Genomic DNA, 19,540 nt, shown 5'->3' with positions numbered 1-19,540 from the left:
ACAACTGGCCTGACCATAGAGGTTAGTCTATAGTCAGGCCAGTTGTGTTTTCACTAGTTGTTTGATTGAGCAATGCCCGTAACCGCCGCGTTAAGCGGAATGCTAGAGGGCAGACTCTCGGCGGGCTTTGTGCCCACTTATACCGTAGTACAGGATAAACAAGTAGCAAGGAATCAGCAGCCAGTAGGCTTGCTGGGCGGTGGAGTAGTCAGCCAGCCGACCGTAGAGCAGCGGCAGCACCGCGCCGCCCGAAATAGCCATGATGAGGAAGGAGGAACCCATCTTCGTGAACCGGCCCAGGCCCGTAATTGCCAGCGGCCAGATAGCGGGGAAGATAAGGGAATTCGCTAGCCCTAACAGGGAGATGAATAGCACCGACAGGTAGCCGCTGGTGAAGAGCGCGCCTATTGCAAAGAGCACTCCTGCCACCGACGACACTTGCAGGGCCTTCTCCTGGGAAATGTACTTCGGAATAGCCACTACCCCGATGAGGTAGCCTACCGTCATGGCGGCCATGGTGCACGCGGTAAAAAACTTGGCCGTAGAAAGGGCAATGCCCTGCGCGGCGGCGTAACTGATGATGGTGTCGCCGGCAATTACTTCCACGCCCACGTAAACAAACATAGCCAGCGCTCCAAGCAGCAGGTGCGGAAACTGAAACACACTGGTTTTGCTGGTGGTGGCATCCGCCGCCGTGGTGTCCTCCTGATTGGTATCGATTTCAGGCAGGGAAGAGAAGTAGATAAGCACAGCCAGCAGCAGCAATACGCCCAGCATAAGCTGGTAGGGCAGTATAACGCGGGCCGCCAGCTCATTCAGTTCCGCCACTTTGGCGGCCGCGTCCATGGTAGCGAGGCGCTGCACAAGCCCGTCGGCATCCCGCAAGGCAATAGTACCGAGCGCAATCGGAGCCAGGGCCCCGGCCACCTTGTTGCAGATACCCATGATACTGATGCGCTTGGCGGCACTTTCCCGGGGTCCCAGAATCGTGATGTAGGGGTTGGCCGCCGTTTGCAGCACGGCCAGCCCGGTGCCTTGCACAAACAGGCCCAACAGAAACAGTTCGTAGGTGCGCGTCATCGCCGCCGGAATAAAGAGCAGCGCCCCCACGGCCATCACCAGCAGGCCGATGGACATGCCGTTTTTGAAGCCCGTGCGCTCCAGCACCCACACCGACGGAATGGCCATCACCAAATAGGAGATGTAGAAGGCAAAGGCGACCAGATACGACTCGAAGTTGTTGAGCTCGCACGCAATGCGCAGGTACGGAATCAACACCGAGTTCGACCAGGTAACGAAGCCGAAGATGAAGAACAGCGCCCCGATGATGATAATTGACCGGGTTTGTTGCTGCGTGGCGGCGGGCGCCGCTACGGGGGCCGTGGTGGTTGGGTTAGTCATGTCGCAGGAGTTGACGTGGCACTAGGATGTCGGGCATTACTGCACCACTATTTCGTCGGCGAACAGCCACGCCCCGGCTTTCTTGGCGCCGGCGCTTGCCGGCGCGGGCGGCGCGATTTTGGCCGTAATGCGAACAAACCGGGCTTTCGTCTTCTTGAAGTCCGCCTTCACCTCGGTGATGTTCGGGCCTTTCCCTTCAGACGCCGCCGTAACGGGCTTGGAATACACTGGCTTGAACTTTTTGCCATCCTTGGAAACGGCGATTTCCACGTTGGTTGGCAGGAAAATCTCCGAACCCTCGTTTCGCAAAAAGCTGCTCTTCACCGTATTGATTTCCGTTGCTTGGTTCAGGTCCAGGGTCGCCACCAGATCGGTGCCCGAAAAACCCAGCCATTGACCATCCGTGGAACTGGTAGAACCTTTCTGGCCATCGACCAGGGTTAGGACGCCTTTACCTTGGTAGCGTTTATTGGGCGCGCTGGCGAGCTTGAGCGGCGAGGCAAACGCTTTGTGCGTGGTCAGCTCCGTGGTTGTGACTCGGCCCACCCGTTTGCCGTTCTCAAAGGAAGCCGCTTTAATAACGGCCGAAGTCGGCACGGCAAACGGTGCTGTGTAAACTTGGCTGGCTGCGGTTGGCTCTGAGCCATCCAGGGTATAAACCAGTTGCGGGCCAGTGGCATCCGATTGCATTGAAACCATGGCCGCGTGCTGAACGGTGTCGATGGCCAGCTCCTGGCGCACGGTGAAGGCGCTTCTGGCGTAGTTGGCGCCCATGGCCTCGTAGCGCTGGTACTGCGTCTGCATCCGCTCCTTGAAGCTCGGCCAGTTCTTCTCACTGGCTGGCGTCCAGACCACTTCGGCCAACGCCGACATCCGCGGAAACACCATGTACTCTACGTGCTTCTCCGTGCCGATGTATTCGGTCCAGAGGTTGGCCTGCCCGCCTATAATGTACTTCTTTTCTTCGGCCGTCAGGTCTTTGGGGGTCGGCTCGAAGGAATACACCTTGGAAAGGGGCAAATAGCCACCAATCGACAAGGGCTCGACGCTGGCCACGTCCTGCGCGTAGTCGATGTAGACGTGCGAGCCGGGCGTCATCACAACGTTGTGCTTTTGCTTGGCCGCCGCAATGCCGCCTTCCATGCCGCGCCACGACATCACCGCTGCGTTCGGCGCCAGGCCACCCTCCAGAATCTCATCCCAGCCGATGATGGTCTTGCCCTTGGAGTTCACAAACTTCTCCATGCGCTGCACGAAGTAGCTCTGCAATTCGTGCTCGTCTTTGAGGTGCTCGGTTTTGATGCGCGCCTGGCACTTGGGACAGGTTTTCCAGCGGGTTTTCGGGGCCTCATCGCCCCCAATGTGGATAATCTTGCTGGGGAACAAGGGCATCACCTCGCTCAGCACGTCTTGCAAGAAGGTGAACGTCTGCTCGTTGCCAGCGCAGAAAATATCGTCGAATACGCCCCAGGTGCGCTCCACTTTGAACGGCCCGCCCGTGCACGACAGCTCCGGATAGCCCGCCAGCGCCGCTACGGCGTGGCCGGGCATCTCAATTTCGGGCACCACCGTGATGTAGCGGTCCTGCGCGTACTTCACCACCTCTTTAATCTGCTCCTGGGTGTAGAAGCCGCCGTGGCGGATGTTGTCGTACTGCGAATCGGCTTTGGCGTTGGTATAGCGCCCAATCAGGCTACCGTCGCGCCAGGCACCTATTTCTGTCAGCTTGGGGTACTTCTTGATTTCAATGCGCCAGCCTTGGTCATCCGTCAGGTGCCAGTGAAAGGTGTTCAGCTTGTGCATCGCCAGGTAGTCGATGTACTTCTTCACAAAATCCACGGAGAAGAAGTGCCGGCACACGTCCAGGTGCATGCCCCGCCACTCGTACCGCGGCTCGTCTACAATCTCCACCGCGGGCAGGCTGGCCGTGGCCCCGGCTCCTTGCGTCGGCAGCAATTGCCGGATGGATTGCATCCCCATGAACACCCCCTGCGGCTTGCTGGCGGCCAGCACCACCTGCGTCGGCTGCACGCTGAGCTTGTAGCCCTCGGTTCCTAGGGTATCCACTGGCTCCAGCAGGGTTAGGTAAATCCCGCCGGTTGCACGCTTGCCGGGCACGGCCGGCACTACCTGGGGCTGCACGCCAGCGGCCTTCTTTATCTCCTGGCTCAGCGTCTGGCCAATTCGATTCAGCTCCGCATTCTTGGCGTCGACGTAAATCTTGGTGCCGGCGGTGATGGCAAAGCTGCCGCTGCCGGCGGTTAGGCGCGCCGGCTGGGGGATGATGGCAATAGTTTGCTGACTGGTAATAGGTTGCTGGCTATAAGCTGGGCCCGTGGCCAGCATCGTACTGCCGATCAGGCCTAGGGACGCCGCAAAAGACGCCAAAGTTTTCTTGCTCATAGGGAAAGCACGTTGTGAGTAGTAGGGAAAAGCTCTTGCTTCATTTTGCACAGAGCGGCGGCACCCAAAATGGCCGCGTTATCGATGGTGGAAGGCGCAATAACCAGTTGTGGACTCAGCATGTCGAAGGGAAATTCCCGTACGCTCTCCTGCATGCCTCCCTGGAAATACTCGAAGCATTTGCTAACAGATCCGCCCAGGAAAATAGCTTCTGGAGAGAGGGCAAACAGAATGGTTTTGATGGCGTTGCCCAAGTGCCGGCCAAATTCAGTGAAAACCTGTAGGGCTTCCACGTCCTCGAGATTGGCCAGTTGGTGCCACTGTTCACCTGTTCGGCCAGTATGCTGCAGGAAGAATTTGCCGCTGCAGTAGTCTTCAATGGTTTTGTCGCGGTACGGCACGCACCCGAATTCGCCGGCGCTGGAAAACGAGCCTGAGTACACATCATGGTTGATGATAATACCCGTGCCAAACCCGGTACCGAGGGCAATACCTACCAGATTGGTAAAGGGCTTGCCCTGCCCGTACACTTTTTCGCCGACGGCAAAGGCGTTGGCATCGTTGGTGATATATACTGGCTTGTTGAAATGGCTGACCAGGTGCCGCTTTAAGTGGACTTGCTGCCAAGAAGGGATATTCTGCACGTTGTGCACGATGCCCTTTTTCTCGTCTACCAAGCCCGGCACGCCGATACCGATTCCTACCACTTCCGCGCTATCAAATGCTTCGAGGTGGTACACCAATTCGGCTAGAATCTGTTCTTTGGGCGCAGTAGCACAGGTTTTGAAGCGTGTTTCCTGAATAACTTCCCCATCCCGCACAACGCCGACCTGTATCTTGGTCCCGCCGATATCTACTCCTATATACGTGTTGTTGGTCATACAATTAGGACACGGGGCTCCCCCATTTTCCTTGGAAAACGAAGGCGCCTGCTGGTGAATAAGAAGCCTGAAGTGCTAGGCTAAGTCCCACAGCCAAGAGTGTTTTGGCTGTTGAACCGACCTACCTAAAATTGCCACCGGACGAAGGCTTCCATGGCCTCGTAGTTGGCTAGTCCTAGCTTATCGTATTGGTGAGCCGTTTCACGATTACGCTGCTCGGCCCGCACCCAGAACTCGCGCAAATCGTCGCCAGGAAACACCGGTATATCCTTCTGCGACTGATGCTTGAAGATGGCGTTGCGCTTGCGAAGCACCTCCTGCGGCGACAACGGCACGGCCATTTCAATTTCGTAGGGCTTGAACTCGTGCCAGGCCCCGCGGTACATCCACACCCAGCAGTCGGCCACCCAGGCCTCGGTTTGCTGCAAGCGGCGCAACGCCTCCGTCACAATGTTGAAGCATACAATGTGCGTCCCGTTCGGGTCGGCAAAGTCGCCGGCCACAAACACCTGCTGCGGCTTCACCTGTTGCAGCAGCTGCATAGTCAGCTCAATATCCCGGTCGGTTACGGGGTGCTTTGTGGTCTTACCCGATTCGTAGAAGGGCAGCGCCTGGAAATGAATATGATGGTCGGGCAAGCCAGCGTAGCGCGCGCCGGCAATGGCTTCACTCTTGCGAATGAAGCTCTTCACGTTTCGGTTTTCCTGGGTGTCGGTCTGGTTGGGCTGCTTCTGCTGAATGAAGCGGCGCATGTCCTCGTAAATCCCCTGGAGCTGGCTGGTGTCTTTGCCGAGGCTGCCCTCGAAGTCAACGGCAAACTCCATGTAGCGCAGCACGTCATCATCCCACACGGCCGTGTTACCCGAGGTTTGGTAGGCCACGTGCACGTCGTGGCCCTGGTCGATGAGGCGAATGAACGTGCCGCCCATCGAAATAACGTCGTCGTCGGGGTGGGGCGAGAAAATCAGGGTGCGCTTTTTCTCGGGCAGGGCCCGTTCCGGCCGCTGCGAGTCGTCGGCGCCCGGCTTACCGCCCGGCCAGCCCGTAATGGTGTGCTGGATCTTATTGAAAATGTGAATGTTGATGTTGTAGGCCGGCCCACGCTCGGTAGCCAGCTGCGCCATGCCGTTGTTATTATAATCTTCTTCAGTAAGCTGTAAAATAGCCTTACCCAGCTTGTTGGAAAGCCAGATAACGGCCTTCTTAATTAGCCGATCACTCCATACGCAGTCTTTCACGAGCCACGGCGTATCGAAGCGCGTCAGCTCGGAAGCCGCATCTTCGTCTAGCACAAATTCCACGTTCTCCGCCAGCTGCAAGTAGGTAGCGGGTACCTCACCCGATACTTCGCCTTCCACGGCCTTTTTGATGATGGACGCTTTCTTGCCGCTCCACGCCATCAGAATAATCTCGCGGGCCTTGAAAATGGTACCGATGCCCATCGTAATGGCCTTGGTGGGCACGTTCTCCTTGCCGCCGAAGTCGCGCGCGGCGTCGCGGCGGGTGAGGTCGTCGAGCGTGACCAAGCGCGTGCCGCAGTTGGGCGCCGAGCCGGGTTCGTTGAAGCCCACGTGGCCCGTCCGCCCAATGCCCAGTACTTGCAAATCTAGCCCGCCGTATTCCTCGATCTGCTGCTCGTAGTTGAGGCAGAACGCCGCCACCTCCTCCGCCGCCAGCGTGCCATCCGGAATGTGGATGTTCTCCCGCTTGATGTCGATGTGGTCGAACAGGTTTTCGTTCATGAACGTCACGTAACTCTGCGGCGCCGTGGGCGGCATCGGGAAGTACTCGTCCAGGTTGAAGGTCACCACATTGCGGAAGCTCAACCCCTCTTCGCGGTGTAGGCGCACCAGTTCCTCGTACACGCCCACCGGCGTAGCGCCAGTAGCTAAACCAAGCACAGCCTGTTGCCCGGCGCGTTGCTTGCGTCTGATTAGGTTGGCTATCCGCTCGGCCACCTGTACGGAGGCCACCTCCTTGGTAGGATAGACGGATACGGGAAGCTTCTCGAATCGAGTTTCTTCCAGAAGATTCAATCGGGTCTTGAAGGGGAGCACGGCGTTCGGCATCAGAAAGGGCTAGGGAGTTTTAAAAGGGTTTATAGCGTTTGAGGTAGGGCGTAGTGAAGAGGGCAGCCGAACGGAAGCGGCGCCTGGCGGCAAAAAGCGGGAGTATGCGGGATTATGCGGGCTCTAGGTAGCTTTCGAAAATGTTTTCCATTACGGTGGCCACCGAGCCCAGAATCACGGCGTTGCTGCCGAGTTCGGATACCACAATGCTGGTTTTTTCCCGGAGTTGGGTCATGCAATACGTGTTGATGGATTGCTGAATAGCGGGCAGTAAAAACTGCTTGGCTTCAGCAACTTCACCCCCCAGAATAAGTAGCTCGGGGTTGAAGAGTTGAATCAGAATGGCAATGCCTTTGCCTAGGGTGGTGCCAACTTCCGCCAGGATATTGATGGCAAATTGATCCCCCGCGGTGGCTGCGTTAACGACCTGTTCCAACTGCAACTGTTGGATTTCCGGCCCTGTTAGCTGGCTAAGCTGGGTGCTGTGACCGTCCTGTATTCCTTTTTTTGCTAGGCGTACAATAGCACTGCCGGAGGCCGCTGTTTCCAAGCAACCCCGCTTGCCACAGTAACACAGCACGCCGCCTTCCACCAGCGGAATATGACCGAACTCGCCAGCAAATCCTGAAGTACCACTCCGAAGCTTGCCGTCCAGTATTATTCCCATCCCCATGCCCCAGTCCATGGAAAGCACCAGCACGTCACGCCGCCCATGCGCCAGGCCGAAGCGGTATTCTGCCAAGGTGGCACTTTTGGCGTCGTTTCCAATGAACACTGGCTTGTTGAATCTGCGTTCGAAGAGCTGCTGCAGCGATTCTGTCTCTTTTGTGGTGCGCAGATACGTGTGGTTGATCCCATCTTTCGAAGAAATCAACCCCGGCATACTAATGCCTATGCCAACCAACTTTTTGGTATCAATTCCTGAGTTCCGCACCAGTTCGTTGGCATGCTGGCATATTTGATTTAGGGTTCCCAAGTCTTCTGTCAGTTCAATAGCAATAATCTGTGCTTGCTCAACAACTCTGTTATTATTGTCAAACAGAGCCAATCGGGTTTTGTACTGCTCTATCTGTATGCTCAAGACAAACAACGAACGGTCGCAAAGACCATAGAGGTCCGGCTTGCGCCCCCCTAGCGATTTACCCCGACCCTGCTTTTCCACCAAGCCTTCGGTTGCCAATTCGTTGAGAAGGGCAGTGGACGTAGGCGAACTAATGTTGAACCGGGTGCAAATATCCGCGTTGGTTTTAGCGCCTTTTATATACAAGTGTTTGACTATCATTAGCTTGAACACATGCTTCTTGCGCTCACTATTGCTGAGGCGAGCTACATGCGTTGCCTCTAAGGCTAACAAAGAATCCATCACTGGTTGGGCTTAATAGTTTGCAACTTATAGAAGTTATTTTGCTAAGACAAAAAACTTTTATAAATTTTTCATAAAAGATTTGATGGATACGTTTGGCTGGTAAGTGAGTAAGTATGGATTCACTTACCAAGTAATCTCCCTTTTTCATGGGCACTAGTAGTACTTGTCTTCACAGAGTTGTCGGAGTACGAAGTATGTAGAAACACTAAAAACAGCTTGTCAAATCCAACTCAGCCCCGTGCAGCTACATGTATAGACACTGGTATATGTACTTATGCAAATGGGAAATTGGTTAGCTACCCTCAACCCGTCTGCCTTGGAATCCCTGGTAATAGAAACTGATTGTCAAGTGCGACAAGTCATGTAGCAGATAAAGCAAGACATGAAGGCAAGCAAACTCCGACGGCTTCGTAGCTGTACCCCATTCAGTAGCTCTACCGATCGCACATTTCTATTTTAACTGGGGCCCATCTTCCTTATTGGTAGGCCAGCGGGAACTAGGTAGCAAACGAACGCGAAAGAGGAAAGTACGCCTCCCAGACCCCAAAACTATATCCCACTGCCTTGATGAGCCATCCAGAAAATTCACTGCCTGCTCCGTTGCCATACTATGCTATATCCTACGACGATAGGCCACCCTTACTGCGGGGCGAGGGGGTGCGACCGCTGAACGCCGAGGAAATCACCGAGACGTGCGAAGTATTGCTGGCTACGGCCCTTTACTACGGCTGCCCATACTGGCTGCTGGATGGCCGCTCGCATCAGCAGGCTCAGCCTCAAGAGTTGCATGAATGGATGCGAGAGGAGTACTTCCCCCGGGTTCAGGCTGAGTTGCAGGGCCAGCCCTGTATTGCGTTTCTAGTGCCCCTCTTTGTCTGGACAGGAATAAGTCAGCAAGGCTACGCGCAAGTGGTCGATGCGTCGGTGCATGGCGTTCGCCTAGGGTGGTTCACGCAGGAGAACCAAGCCCTACCTTGGCTAGCTCACCAGCGCACGCTGCAGTATAGATAGTCCTTTAGCACTACGGCAACGGCAACCGTAAAGAGCCGGCGCGTGGGAGCCGTTGCGTACCTATCCGCCGGGCAGAAAGTAGCCACTTTTGAGGCTAATAGCACTACCTGTAGAACAGTTTCCATCGAAGTGCTGGGGTGACGAGTACCATTCGATTTGATGGGGCGAGTGCGTATACTCCACCAATTCGTTGATACGCGGGTCCGTTACTTGCAGCAAGCTACCGAATCTGTTGCAACCAGTTGCAGGCCGTGGCTAAGTCCTCGAAGGAAACAATGAAGGGCTGCGTTGCATACTCTAGTGTTCTATCCAGCGAATAGCGCGCTAGCCATTGCTTGGAGTAAACGCAAGCAATGTAACAGACTCCCAGTTGCGCTAAGGAAGAAAAGAGCGTTTCACCCGCCCACTGTTCGCGTCCATCCCACCCGCTCGTAACTTGCTGTGTGTTATTCAGAAGTTTTCGGTAAGGATACGCTTTAACGCAATCTATCAGCAATTGAGCACTTTGGGCTGCGGTATCGACCTCATGTATTCCGTGCCAGTTCGCATACAGCCACTGGTTATTTGAGTCCTGGTAGACGGTTAAGGCTGAAGTTGCGCCTAAAATCAAGAGTGTAGAATCATCTACCATGCTTCCGGCTGTGATCGGCCTCATTGCCAATTCGTTTCCGAATATACTAGTATTCACTAGTTAAAGCGAGAACTCAACTGCGGGAGAGCAACCCATCTTGGCGCCTTACTTGAACGGGCAAATTTGGCGTTTTATTGGGTCGGAGATAGGATGTAGTTTTTACTTTTTACTTGTCGGGGCAAGCAATAATGCTGCCTCCGGTAAGTCCACCTCCGGCTCGGGGGGTGTTTTGGTAGCACTCTTGTCTTCAGGTGTAGCTAACTGGAAGCGGAAGGTGATGCTGACCGGGACTCCTCGTTCTCGATTCACCCAGTAGCTAAAGGGCAAGTCGGTATCCGCGCATGCCTGCTGGGCCCAACACCTTGCTGTTGGAATTAAGGCCAAATGCCCCTCCCTCCTACTCTACCTGGAGTACGAACCAGCAATAGGCATACTCTTCAAGCAGTATGTTTTAGTACAAATTCTTTGCCCGCAATTGCGTTTAAATACCATTTTGACCCATAGAAGTCGTGTTATTCCTTGTTTTTATACTATTTCTTGTTTTTTGTATCTCCTGAATTTTGTACTCTTATCCCCTTTTACTGCAGGTTTAAGTTATACCCGATTTGCTCATGCTTACTATAGTAAAAAACTAGCCTCTATCGGAGCCTAATGTCAATCGTTGTTAACGAAACAAGATACTGTACACCATTATTGCTTTACTACCCATTGTTGCCCCTCGGCATTTTCTATCAGGGTGAAGCCTTGATCTAAGTACACTCGCTGTACATGCTCTTCGAATGTGGCATCGGCTGTTTTTTTCTTTTCTACCAGGGTTTGATATACAGGCTGCAACTCCTCCAACCGAAAACGGATAGGATCATTACCTTTCTCAACCACTCCCGGTCGCTGCTGCCGACGCTCCTGCAGCTGCTGATATTCTGCTACCAGATGACGTTTAGTGATTGCTGTGAATACCGAGCCAGCTAAACTCTTCACCTTACCAAGGCGGTGCTTTTCACGTTGCGCCTTTACAACGAACAAGACGTAGTCCGGCACTATCTTTCCTTGCTCTACCAGTTCCAGGATAGTAGCCAAACTGCTGGGCGCTAAGCCCACTTGGTATAACACTTCCTGCCAGCCGCTAAGCGGGGGCAACACGGCCTCGGTGGATAATGGAATCTGCTTGAAAAGAAACCGAATCTGCGCTACACTCTTGCCCTGGCGGATTAATTCATATTCAAAAGGCAAGTCAGTTCGGCTCAGTTCTTCCTGCGCCCGATCCAGTACCCGCAGCCGAAACAGGGGAAACTGCTTGTACTGCCCATCCAAATTCAACAACCCTTTTAGCTCGTCCACACCCATTACCCGGTTGCCAAACGTGGAATATTCTTTTAGCAGCCAGTAGATGCGGTAGGAATGCGGACTTTTCAGCTTCAACAGCTGCACCACCTGCGCCTTGGTGAAGTTTCGCTGCAGTTGCAGCAGATAAGGCATTACTTCATCGTTGAACCGCACACGCAGTGCTCCCTCCTCTCCTCTGTACTTGGCATACGCCATCAAGGGGATTTTATCGAAGTCAGGGGCCATGGTGCGCCGCTCTTTTCGCTGCGAAAGAGTTGGCCGCTCGATATGCAGAATGCGGCTTACCAGTTGGTCACACATCCCCGCTACCTGCTGGTAATCTTTGCTACTCGGCCTCCTACCTGACAGGGCGACAATCTCGGTGAGGGGAATACACATCTCCCGGAACTCGTTGTCGTCGCGGCCGATGCGCGAGAGCATAGCCATAAACAGCCGCATCTCTACCGTGCTTAAATCAAAACGCGCGTTTACCAGCGCGTTGTGCTGGACAACAATTTTACTATTGGGTTCCTCGGGAGGGATGGCATCGAAGAGAACAGTTTGCATTATCACGCGCTAAACAGGAAGCGAAAGATGCAAAAGAATCCCATCTATTACAACCCAGGTTTTTTGTAATAGAAACAACTCGTCGCACCAGTGTACCTCGAGCGTTTATTTCGTGCTTTGGTAATAGCTGCCAACCACCATGTGGCTCCCAGCCTACCCCGTTTGCACGCTTGGTCGTGGTTTTTGTAATAGATCACGTGGTTTCTGTAATAGATCGTCGTGGTTCTTGTAATAGATTGTCGTGGTTCTTGTAATACATGGCTCGTGGTTTTTGTAATAGATTGTCGTGGTTTCTGTAATAGATCGTCGTGGTTCTTGTAATAGATGACCCATATAAGTCGTTGCTAAACAACTTGTTATAGCACCCGTAAACCTTATAAACCTTATAAAGAAAGGAACAACCTATTTAAAGGGGAAAAGAGGTCGCTTTTTTTAAGGGAATTATATAACGAGAGGGGATATAGAATTTACCCAACATGTGTAAGGACTATAGTGCGATCAAGAGGTAGGTTTCATTGCGGCGCGGCGCGCTCGTGGTTTTTGTAATAGATGAAGCGTGTTGCCGGGAGGGTTTGCAGGATGTATCTATTACAAAAACCACGAGCCAGCCCCCTCCCCTCCCCTCTTTGGTCTGGTTGGACGAACTATCTATTACAAAAACCACGACGAACTACCTTGTCAGTTGCTACACGCAGGTTCTCGGAGCTGGTGGCAATAATTCGCGCGTCGGTTGTCGTGGTTTTTGTAATAGATGCAGTAATGACGGAGTAAGACTTCTAAGAGCAAACCAGCGGCAACTCATTTGGTACTAGGCTGGTTGGGCAGCAGCCAGCAGCCAAGGGAACCCGCCAGCCGCGTGTATCTCCTTTACGCCCGCAAGACGAGCGAGCACAATGGGTAGGCAGCAAAAGGCTCGGTTGGTTGTTGGTGACAAGGGTTGCGCACTACCCGACTTGGTAGCTGGCGATCCGAGCGTGGAAGCTAGGCCCTACTTCAGCCACACGTAGCAGTGTGGCTCCTCCCCTGTCTAGGCTTGGCAACCTACCACGTGTGGAGTTTTTGCCAGCCATTGGGGGCCTGCTGTCCTACTGGCCAGCCTGAATCGTTGACAACTTCTTCACAGCAGTGTAGGCCAACGCCTCCGTTCCTGTGTGCCTCACACAACTGAGTTCAATCCCCGAAACCCCGGCTAACAAGTGGCCTCCCGTTACGCCTTGACTTGCCGGGCACGATGTAAGTAGTGAAGCTACTTGTTCCTCCCTTCCGCGTGAGGGTACACTTTGCCACCCTGGCGCGATTTCCACTTGTTTCAAGCTTCTGGCAGGTAAGCAAGTGCAGGAATACAAGTTTAATGAGCGAAGCGCAACGGTGGAAGCCACCTATATAGTAGCGCCTTAGCCGCCCCACCTATCCTCCTGCGGCATGATATCCTTGGCAATATGCGCATCGTGTTACCCCTGTCCAGGAGGGCATTTTACTTCAACGGTGATAACAGTACTAGAAGATAAAAGCTATAACTTACTTATAGATAGAGTATTACAATTGATTTGTAGCTTTTTGTAGCATTTGTAATTAGTGTAGTAGCAGTAGTGTATGTAATAACTGTAGTAGTTGTATCACTTGATACAAATGTAGTGGTTGTAGCAACTGTAGTATACGCATATACTGTAGTAGCTGTAACTACTACACTACAAAGTAGTAGTTGTAGTAACTGTATAGTTCGTATCGTTTGTATTTATTATACTACTGAGTAGTAGTTATAGCACAAGTAGTGGACGTACTAAAAGTAGTATTGGTAGCACGAGTATCAACTGTAATTGGAGTAGCGATTGTATTGCTTGTAGTAGATTATGATATATTGCAACGCCTAAAGCACACGTTCTGCGCAACCCTTATCATTATGCCAACAACCACTCAGGAACGCTCTTGTCGCGTGATTGCCATCACCAACAACAAAGGAGGCGTTTGCAAAACAACGACGACAGTTGCAGTCGGCGCTCAGCTCGCGGATATGGGGTACAAGGTTCTGCTTGTCGATCTTGATCCACAAGCCAACCTGACCAAGCATCTCATAGACCCCAACACGGAGTTTGAGATTGCCTTGCATACGGGGGATGTACTAGCGGGGTCCGCATCCATGCAGGAAGCTATTCTGGCGTATACTCCCAGTATAGAACAGCCCAGTGAGTACACGCTGCATTTCGTGCCGGCTTCTTATTTGATGGACACGTACGAAAGCGCGCTTCGAAAAAAACCAGATATGCCCAACCTACTGCGCAAGGCCTTGCGCCCGGTACGGCCGCACTACGACTTCATTTTGCTGGACTGCCCCCCCCAAATGTCAACGTATACTTATGTTGCCCTGGTGGCTGCTGATGGATTCTTTGTGCCTTCCAAGCCGGCCACCTTTAGCTTCGACGGAATCAAAAATGTCTGTGAGGCGGCAGAAGGAGTACGGGATCAGCTTAATCCAGGCCTGCAGTTCCTAGGCGTCGGCATCATGACGTACAACCCCAGAATTGCCAGCAACGCCGAAAAGCTGGCCGTAAGCCGCATTGAAGAGTACGTAAGTTCTTCGTATGGATCCGACTACATGCTGGGTAACGTCCGAGTCGACAAGACAATAGAAGATGCCCAGTCCAAAGGGCGCATCATTTCCGAGACTGGGCTCGACACCCGGGTTGGCAGGGACTATCGCGACCTGACCACTAAACTACTGGAAGTCCTCAACTAATCTTTTCTACAATGGCATCGGATAATAAGCTCTCCCCTCGCAAACAATCGCTGGCCCCAGTTGCCCCCCGTTCGGCTCCTGCCCGGGTCTTTTTTCCTCCAATAGATAGTGATCAGGAAACGAACGAGCAGGAATCCGCCCCGCAGATACCACCTCCGGCAGCAATAGCTGCGCCAGCCGCCGAGCAAAAGGCGGCTGGGAAAACAAAAGATCCCAAACCACTTATGGTCCCGCGGGCAATCCGAATATCGCCCGAGAACTTAGATAAGCTGGCTGATATGCTGGATACTGCGCCCCGGCACGTGACCAAGCAAGTGTTGATAGACTTCATCTTAACAGACTTCTTTAAAAGAAGCCCGGAACTACCGGAACAGCTTCGTAGAAAAGGCTAGTAGCAGCATAGGGTAGGGGAGGAGCAGACCACGAACGGTTCGACCGGGAAGGGCCTGAATTTCTAGCTAAGTCCGGCTTTACTTCGCATGAAACGTAGTTACTCAGTAATAGGTAGGCGACAATATAAAACAGGCCAGGGTACAGCACCAAGCTGTACCCTGGCCTGATCATCGCCCCACGTGTGGCACCGCGACGCCAGTAGCTTAACGTTTAAGTTTGCGGACCTTCAGAATACCCTCGTTTGTCACGGGGAAGGTAAGATGACGGCCACCGCCGCGCTCGAACATTTTCACCACCGGTTTTTGTCATCGGGGATGGTGAACTTGTGCAGCATGTACACCTGCTCCAGGCCGCCCGGCCCAGGAATCACGGTCTGACCCGCATTGTAGACAAACAAGGGCGCTACCTCTGATTGCTGCAGTGCCGTGCATGTAGTCAGCTTCTTGTCACGAATGTAGAATTCAATGAAGTCCACGTCGTAACTGCTGTTGGACTTGTTATAAAGGTAAATGGGCAAGCGGAACAGATCGTCCGTAGTGTACAGGCCTTTCGGCACCAAAGCAATCAAAAAGCCGTTGCGCGGGATCAGGCGGCCTTCACGTTGAACGTCGGCGAACAAGCGCATTTCCACCCAGCCATCGCTAAGAGCTTGCAGGTGCGCTAAACCAATGCCATCGATAATTCGCAGAACCGACAGGCCAGTCGGTTAGCCTTGTCCTGCATCGACAAGGACTCTCGCTACAGCAGATTGCCACGGAACTTAATGAGGCCGGCTTCCGCACCCGCCGTGGTCAAGCCTTCTTTAAGATGTCAGTGCAACGCCTGTTACACCGTCCTACTGCGTAAAAAGAATCTTCTTTAAGCACCAGAGAAAATACTCCACATAGGTGGTGGCAATAATAGGCAGAATGTGAAGTCCAGAATCCTGTTTTACAGCAGAATGTGACGTGCGGTTAGGTATCAAAAAGGAGAGGTAATATAAGGTGCAAAAAAGCAATTTTATATATAACTATTCCTTCAGCGCAACCGCGTTATAAATACTATTTATTGGATAAGTTATAATAAAAGCGTTTTTGTATAATTTAATAACATAACATTTTGTTTATCAATGATTTATTGACAGTGCACAGAATATAGAGTTCTGTGCACTGTGTATCAAAAATGATCAAAGAATCAGACAACTACACTATTTTATTTTATATAACTTTTTTGTTAATATGACTTATAATTACAATATTAAAAAAGTTATAAAAATACAAGTTGTGTCATTTAAAAAAGCTAAAAAATGCCATTAAAGTTAGTGGCGTGATTGGAATAGTTAAATTACAATGAAGTATTTTTTTGCTAAATTTATTGAAGTATTCATATAAGAACTTGCATACTTTTGCAGAAGTTTAGTACTCACCACTTCACTTCTCCTAATGCTTGAGATAACTCTCCCCCCTCAACTCACTAGCGCTCTGGCCGCTCATTCTACCATCCGATACTGGCTGAGAAAAACCTTTACTTGTGACCGATGCGCAAGTACGATTGAAGCCTATGCCTATGCGGTACAGGACTACCTCCGATTTTGTGCGCCCCATAAAATCAACTATGTCACGGCAGCTCAAGCCGACTTGCTAGCCTATTTAGCGGACCTTAAGAAGCGTCCTGTTAGTAAAGTTGTTAAAGGGGTCGTCGTTCACCGAACAGGATTAGCTAGCGCAACGCGGCGAAAATACTGGACCGCGTTGCAGATGTATTATCGCTATTTGCTGGAGGCGGGTATACGTGACACCGTTCCATTTGCTCAGCACGAACAAGCTCCCCGTAATCGCCACGGCAATCCGCGCCGGGGAGTAGTTCGAGTGGAAAAGAAATTGCCATGGCTTCCTAGGCAGGAGGAGTGGCACCGCTTCATGACCGGCATGAAAGAAGAGTCCTTACGCAATAATCTGATGGTGGCGCTAAGCTATGAATGTGCCTTGCGAAAAAATGAACTCTGTACCCTGCACGTTGCTGATATAGTGGGAACTACAATCACGTTGCGAGCCCTAAACACGAAAATGAAGAACGACCGACGCTGTTCCCAGTTCTCATCTAGTACGCGCGCTTTGTTGGACCACTATTTAGCTACCCGTCCCCAAGCCTCCGGTCACGGTAGCGAAGTGCTTTTTGTATCGGAATCGACTCAGAATCGAGGCCAACCGATTTCTGATGCTACGTGGCGAAAAGTGGTTGACCGGGTAGCTGCACGAGCGGATCTGCTGCGTTTTACGCCCCATACCCTCCGACGACTGTCAATCAACCATTTCGCCGATCAAGGCTATAGTTCAACGAGAGTGACCCGGCACGCTGGGCATGGCAATGAAGAAAGTACCAAGCACTATCGGCAGCACATGCCGGAGCAACTCATGGTCGGACTGGCTCGGGTTCTTACGCAGACCGCTATTACTAACCCACAGTAAGCTATATACCCTTATGCTCATAACTGAATGGCCCTCCCAACTTGTGCTGTTTGATCGTGCCGCAAGTTTGACGAACCATGAAAAGATTCTGCTTGCCACTTGGATCAACCACGCCCCAGCAGATAAACATAAAGCGCACCGGAACCGGCATCAGGAACTGCACCCGTTGCAACGGCTGATTCAACCCATCGAATCAATATTTGCATGCTGCAAGTACAACGACCCCAGCCTAAAATACAAATTCGCCTGTTGTGCCTTGTTACTCAAGGAAATGTATGAACGGCAAACGAGCATGTGGGCGTGGAGCGAAGACACATGGTTGGAAATCGTTGGTGTAACTCAACTGGAGTTTAGCGATCGGTATGGTGACTTCCGAATCGATTGGCTGCCCATGCTACCTACAGCGCATTGTTTGCGTCCAATTCTGGTGAATTGCGCATATCTAATTAAGCGGTTTCCGATCCATCAGGCTATTACAAATTGCCATATTGCCCAATCCGCTCGGCGTATATTAGGAGACAAAGCTATCAGCTATGCAATTGAGACGGTACGTACGGCTATGAGGGAAATGGGGCGCTCTGCCTATTATAATGTCCCCGGCTTGACCGAGTGCCTTTGCTTAGCCTTACTACTAAACCAAAAGCCAGAACTTGAGGAGCTTACGGTTGACCTTTTGAAGGAAGTCGCAGCTAAACCTCATTCGTACCAATCGCTGAAGCCCGCATGCGTGACAATTTCAGAAGCGCTTTATAGCTGGGGTATTCTTAGCGAAGTATTGCCACCGGTGGTTGGCGCTCCCCCGTTAACGGCCCGCAAACCAAAGGTGCCCGGTCCTAAAAGGCGTAAGGATCTCTTGCCACCTGAATGGGGAGAACTTCTTGATCGTTGGTGCACCGAATGCGGAAACGAACCACGTACGGTTGAGTCGCAACGCTCGCGCATCGCCAAGATTGTTCGTTATGTTGTAGATAAGTATCCAACCAAGTATCTGCCGCAGCAATGGAACGTCACCATCGCTCAAAATGTAGTGCAAGCCGTCGACGGGATGCGGGTAGGCGAGTGGAACAATCCTTCGCATGAGCGGAAGTCCGCTTTTGCTGGGGAAAAACTCAAGCCAGCGGTCAAGGCACAGCTTATCAATGCCATTCGTTGTTTCTTCACCTATGGGCAGGAGAATAAATGGTTTACGCTGCGGTTTAATCCACATGTTGATTTAAGAACTCCTAAGGAAATCATCGACGAGATTAGGCCGAATCCAAAAGCTATTGAAGATTCAATATGGGAGAAAGTGACGCAAGCCGCTTTAACTCTTGCCCGAGAGGATATAACAGTCTTAACTAAAGGGCTTAAAATCAATGAACACGAGGCTTCTTATCCTGCGGAGTTGGTACAGGCACTTGCTTGTGTCCTAGTGTTTGGTGGCCTACGGCGAGATGAAATCTTGCGGCTAGAAAGTGGATGCGTCCGGCTCCCCCCTCATCATGACCATGATTCGGAAGCCCGGAAGAGCACCTTAGCCCACATCTGTATCCTGAAAATACCGGTCAACAAGTCCTGCGGTGAATTTAGAAAACCAGTTGACTACCGCTTGCGAGCATTAGTTGACGCTTGGGAAGCCATCCGGCCTGCGGGGCATCGGCGCCAAGATAAAACGGCCAAAGGACTTGTTCATTTCCTCTTCGAATGGCGTGGTCGAAGCATTAGTGCGGCCTACATCAACCAAGTACTGATTCCGTTGCTATGCCGCAAAGCACGCGTAAATGACTACGACACGAAAGGGCGTATTCATTGTCACCGAGTCCGCGCAACATTAGCTACTCGCTACTATAAAGCGGGTTTAGGAACGGAGGAGTTGCGTCAGTGGCTTGGTCACGGAAACCAGGTGAGTCTCCGTAATTATCTTGATCTAGATGATGAATGGAATACTCAACAGCATGCTGAAGCAATTCGTGATGATAAGTCCTCTCTTGACTATGCAACTGCGCCCGATGCATTGCTCAACAATGCGTGTTCCCCGCATTTATTCGACGCTGACCAAGATTCCGAATTTGTTGAACAAGAAAAAGAGCCAGAGCCCGGCAACTACTTGGCCCATTTGTTCAACCTACCCAAAGTATCTAGCCAGGGCTTTGTATTGCGCGCACAAGAAAGTCTGGCGGATCTGTTGCGCAATGTCGATGTACCGGCGGATGAGCGGCGCCAACTAGCCACGATGAACAATGTGCTTATCCGTCTAGCAATGCGCTCGTAATCTGTACAAGTGGGTATAGTTTCACTGGTTCCAAAAGGGGTATGCCTGGTTTGGAACCAGTGA

12 protein-coding genes are annotated in these 19,540 nt (G+C 52.1%); 5 read left to right on the top strand and 7 right to left on the bottom strand.

Annotation, left to right across the window (positions count from 1 at the left end):
• Positions 1–102 precede the first annotated feature (102 nt).
• From MTX78_RS23695 to MTX78_RS23675, 5 genes are all read right to left on the bottom strand, one after another.
• Positions 103–1,401 (bottom strand): sugar MFS transporter, encoded by a 1,299-nt coding sequence (locus MTX78_RS23695; protein WP_243803236.1) that lies wholly within the window; start codon positions 1,399–1,401, stop codon positions 103–105.
• A gap of 36 nt (positions 1,402–1,437) precedes the next feature.
• Positions 1,438–3,804 (bottom strand): glycoside hydrolase family 20 protein, encoded by a 2,367-nt coding sequence (locus MTX78_RS23690; protein ID WP_243803234.1) that lies wholly within the window; start codon positions 3,802–3,804, stop codon positions 1,438–1,440.
• The gene (locus tag MTX78_RS23685) at positions 3,801–4,685 is read right to left on the bottom strand and encodes an ROK family protein (RefSeq protein WP_243803233.1); all 885 of its coding nucleotides are present in this window, start codon (positions 4,683–4,685) and stop codon (positions 3,801–3,803) included. The genes MTX78_RS23690 and MTX78_RS23685 overlap by 4 nt, the downstream gene beginning before the upstream one ends.
• Before the next feature lie 125 nt (positions 4,686–4,810).
• Complete coding sequence (nagB, locus tag MTX78_RS23680) at positions 4,811–6,754, bottom strand: glucosamine-6-phosphate deaminase (protein WP_243803231.1); 1,944 nt, start codon at positions 6,752–6,754, stop codon at positions 4,811–4,813.
• A gap of 112 nt (positions 6,755–6,866) precedes the next feature.
• A complete protein-coding gene (locus tag MTX78_RS23675) occupies positions 6,867–8,117 on the bottom strand; it encodes an ROK family transcriptional regulator (protein WP_243803229.1) in 1,251 nt (416 codons plus the stop codon).
• Positions 8,118–8,687: 570 nt separating this feature from the next.
• Between MTX78_RS23675 and MTX78_RS23670 the strand changes: the two genes are divergently transcribed.
• The gene (locus MTX78_RS23670; protein WP_243803227.1) at positions 8,688–9,131 is read left to right on the top strand and encodes a hypothetical protein; all 444 of its coding nucleotides are present in this window, start codon (positions 8,688–8,690) and stop codon (positions 9,129–9,131) included.
• Positions 9,132–10,452: 1,321 nt separating this feature from the next.
• Here the strand turns inward: MTX78_RS23670 and MTX78_RS23665 are convergent.
• A complete protein-coding gene (locus MTX78_RS23665) occupies positions 10,453–11,652 on the bottom strand; it encodes a replication initiation protein (RefSeq protein ID WP_243803226.1) in 1,200 nt (399 codons plus the stop codon).
• Between the two features lie 1,900 nt (positions 11,653–13,552).
• Between MTX78_RS23665 and MTX78_RS23660 the strand changes: the two genes are divergently transcribed.
• Entirely contained in the window at positions 13,553–14,386 is an 834-nt protein-coding gene (locus tag MTX78_RS23660) for a ParA family protein (protein ID WP_243803224.1), read from the top strand.
• A 682-nt stretch (positions 14,387–15,068) separates the two neighbouring features.
• Here MTX78_RS23660 and MTX78_RS23655 read toward each other — a convergent pair.
• Positions 15,069–15,404, bottom strand: a complete 336-nt coding sequence (locus MTX78_RS23655; protein WP_243803222.1) for a DUF4138 domain-containing protein — start codon at positions 15,402–15,404, stop codon at positions 15,069–15,071.
• Positions 15,405–15,496: 92 nt separating this feature from the next.
• Between MTX78_RS23655 and MTX78_RS25515 the strand changes: the two genes are divergently transcribed.
• From MTX78_RS25515 to MTX78_RS23645, 3 genes are all read left to right on the top strand, one after another.
• Entirely contained in the window at positions 15,497–15,625 is a 129-nt protein-coding gene (locus tag MTX78_RS25515) for a recombinase family protein (RefSeq protein ID WP_394805621.1), read from the top strand.
• Between the two features lie 575 nt (positions 15,626–16,200).
• Positions 16,201–17,226 (top strand): tyrosine-type recombinase/integrase, encoded by a 1,026-nt coding sequence (locus MTX78_RS23650; protein WP_243803220.1) that lies wholly within the window; start codon positions 16,201–16,203, stop codon positions 17,224–17,226.
• Between the two features lie 13 nt (positions 17,227–17,239).
• The gene (locus MTX78_RS23645) at positions 17,240–19,477 is read left to right on the top strand and encodes a site-specific integrase (protein WP_243803218.1); all 2,238 of its coding nucleotides are present in this window, start codon (positions 17,240–17,242) and stop codon (positions 19,475–19,477) included.
• Positions 19,478–19,540 lie beyond the last annotated feature (63 nt).

The organism is Hymenobacter tibetensis, from assembly GCF_022827545.1.
GTDB lineage: Bacteria > Bacteroidota > Bacteroidia > Cytophagales > Hymenobacteraceae > Hymenobacter > Hymenobacter tibetensis.
The sequence above is the reverse complement of the archived record's forward strand: the minus strand, read 5'-3'. Positions and strand labels throughout refer to the sequence as shown.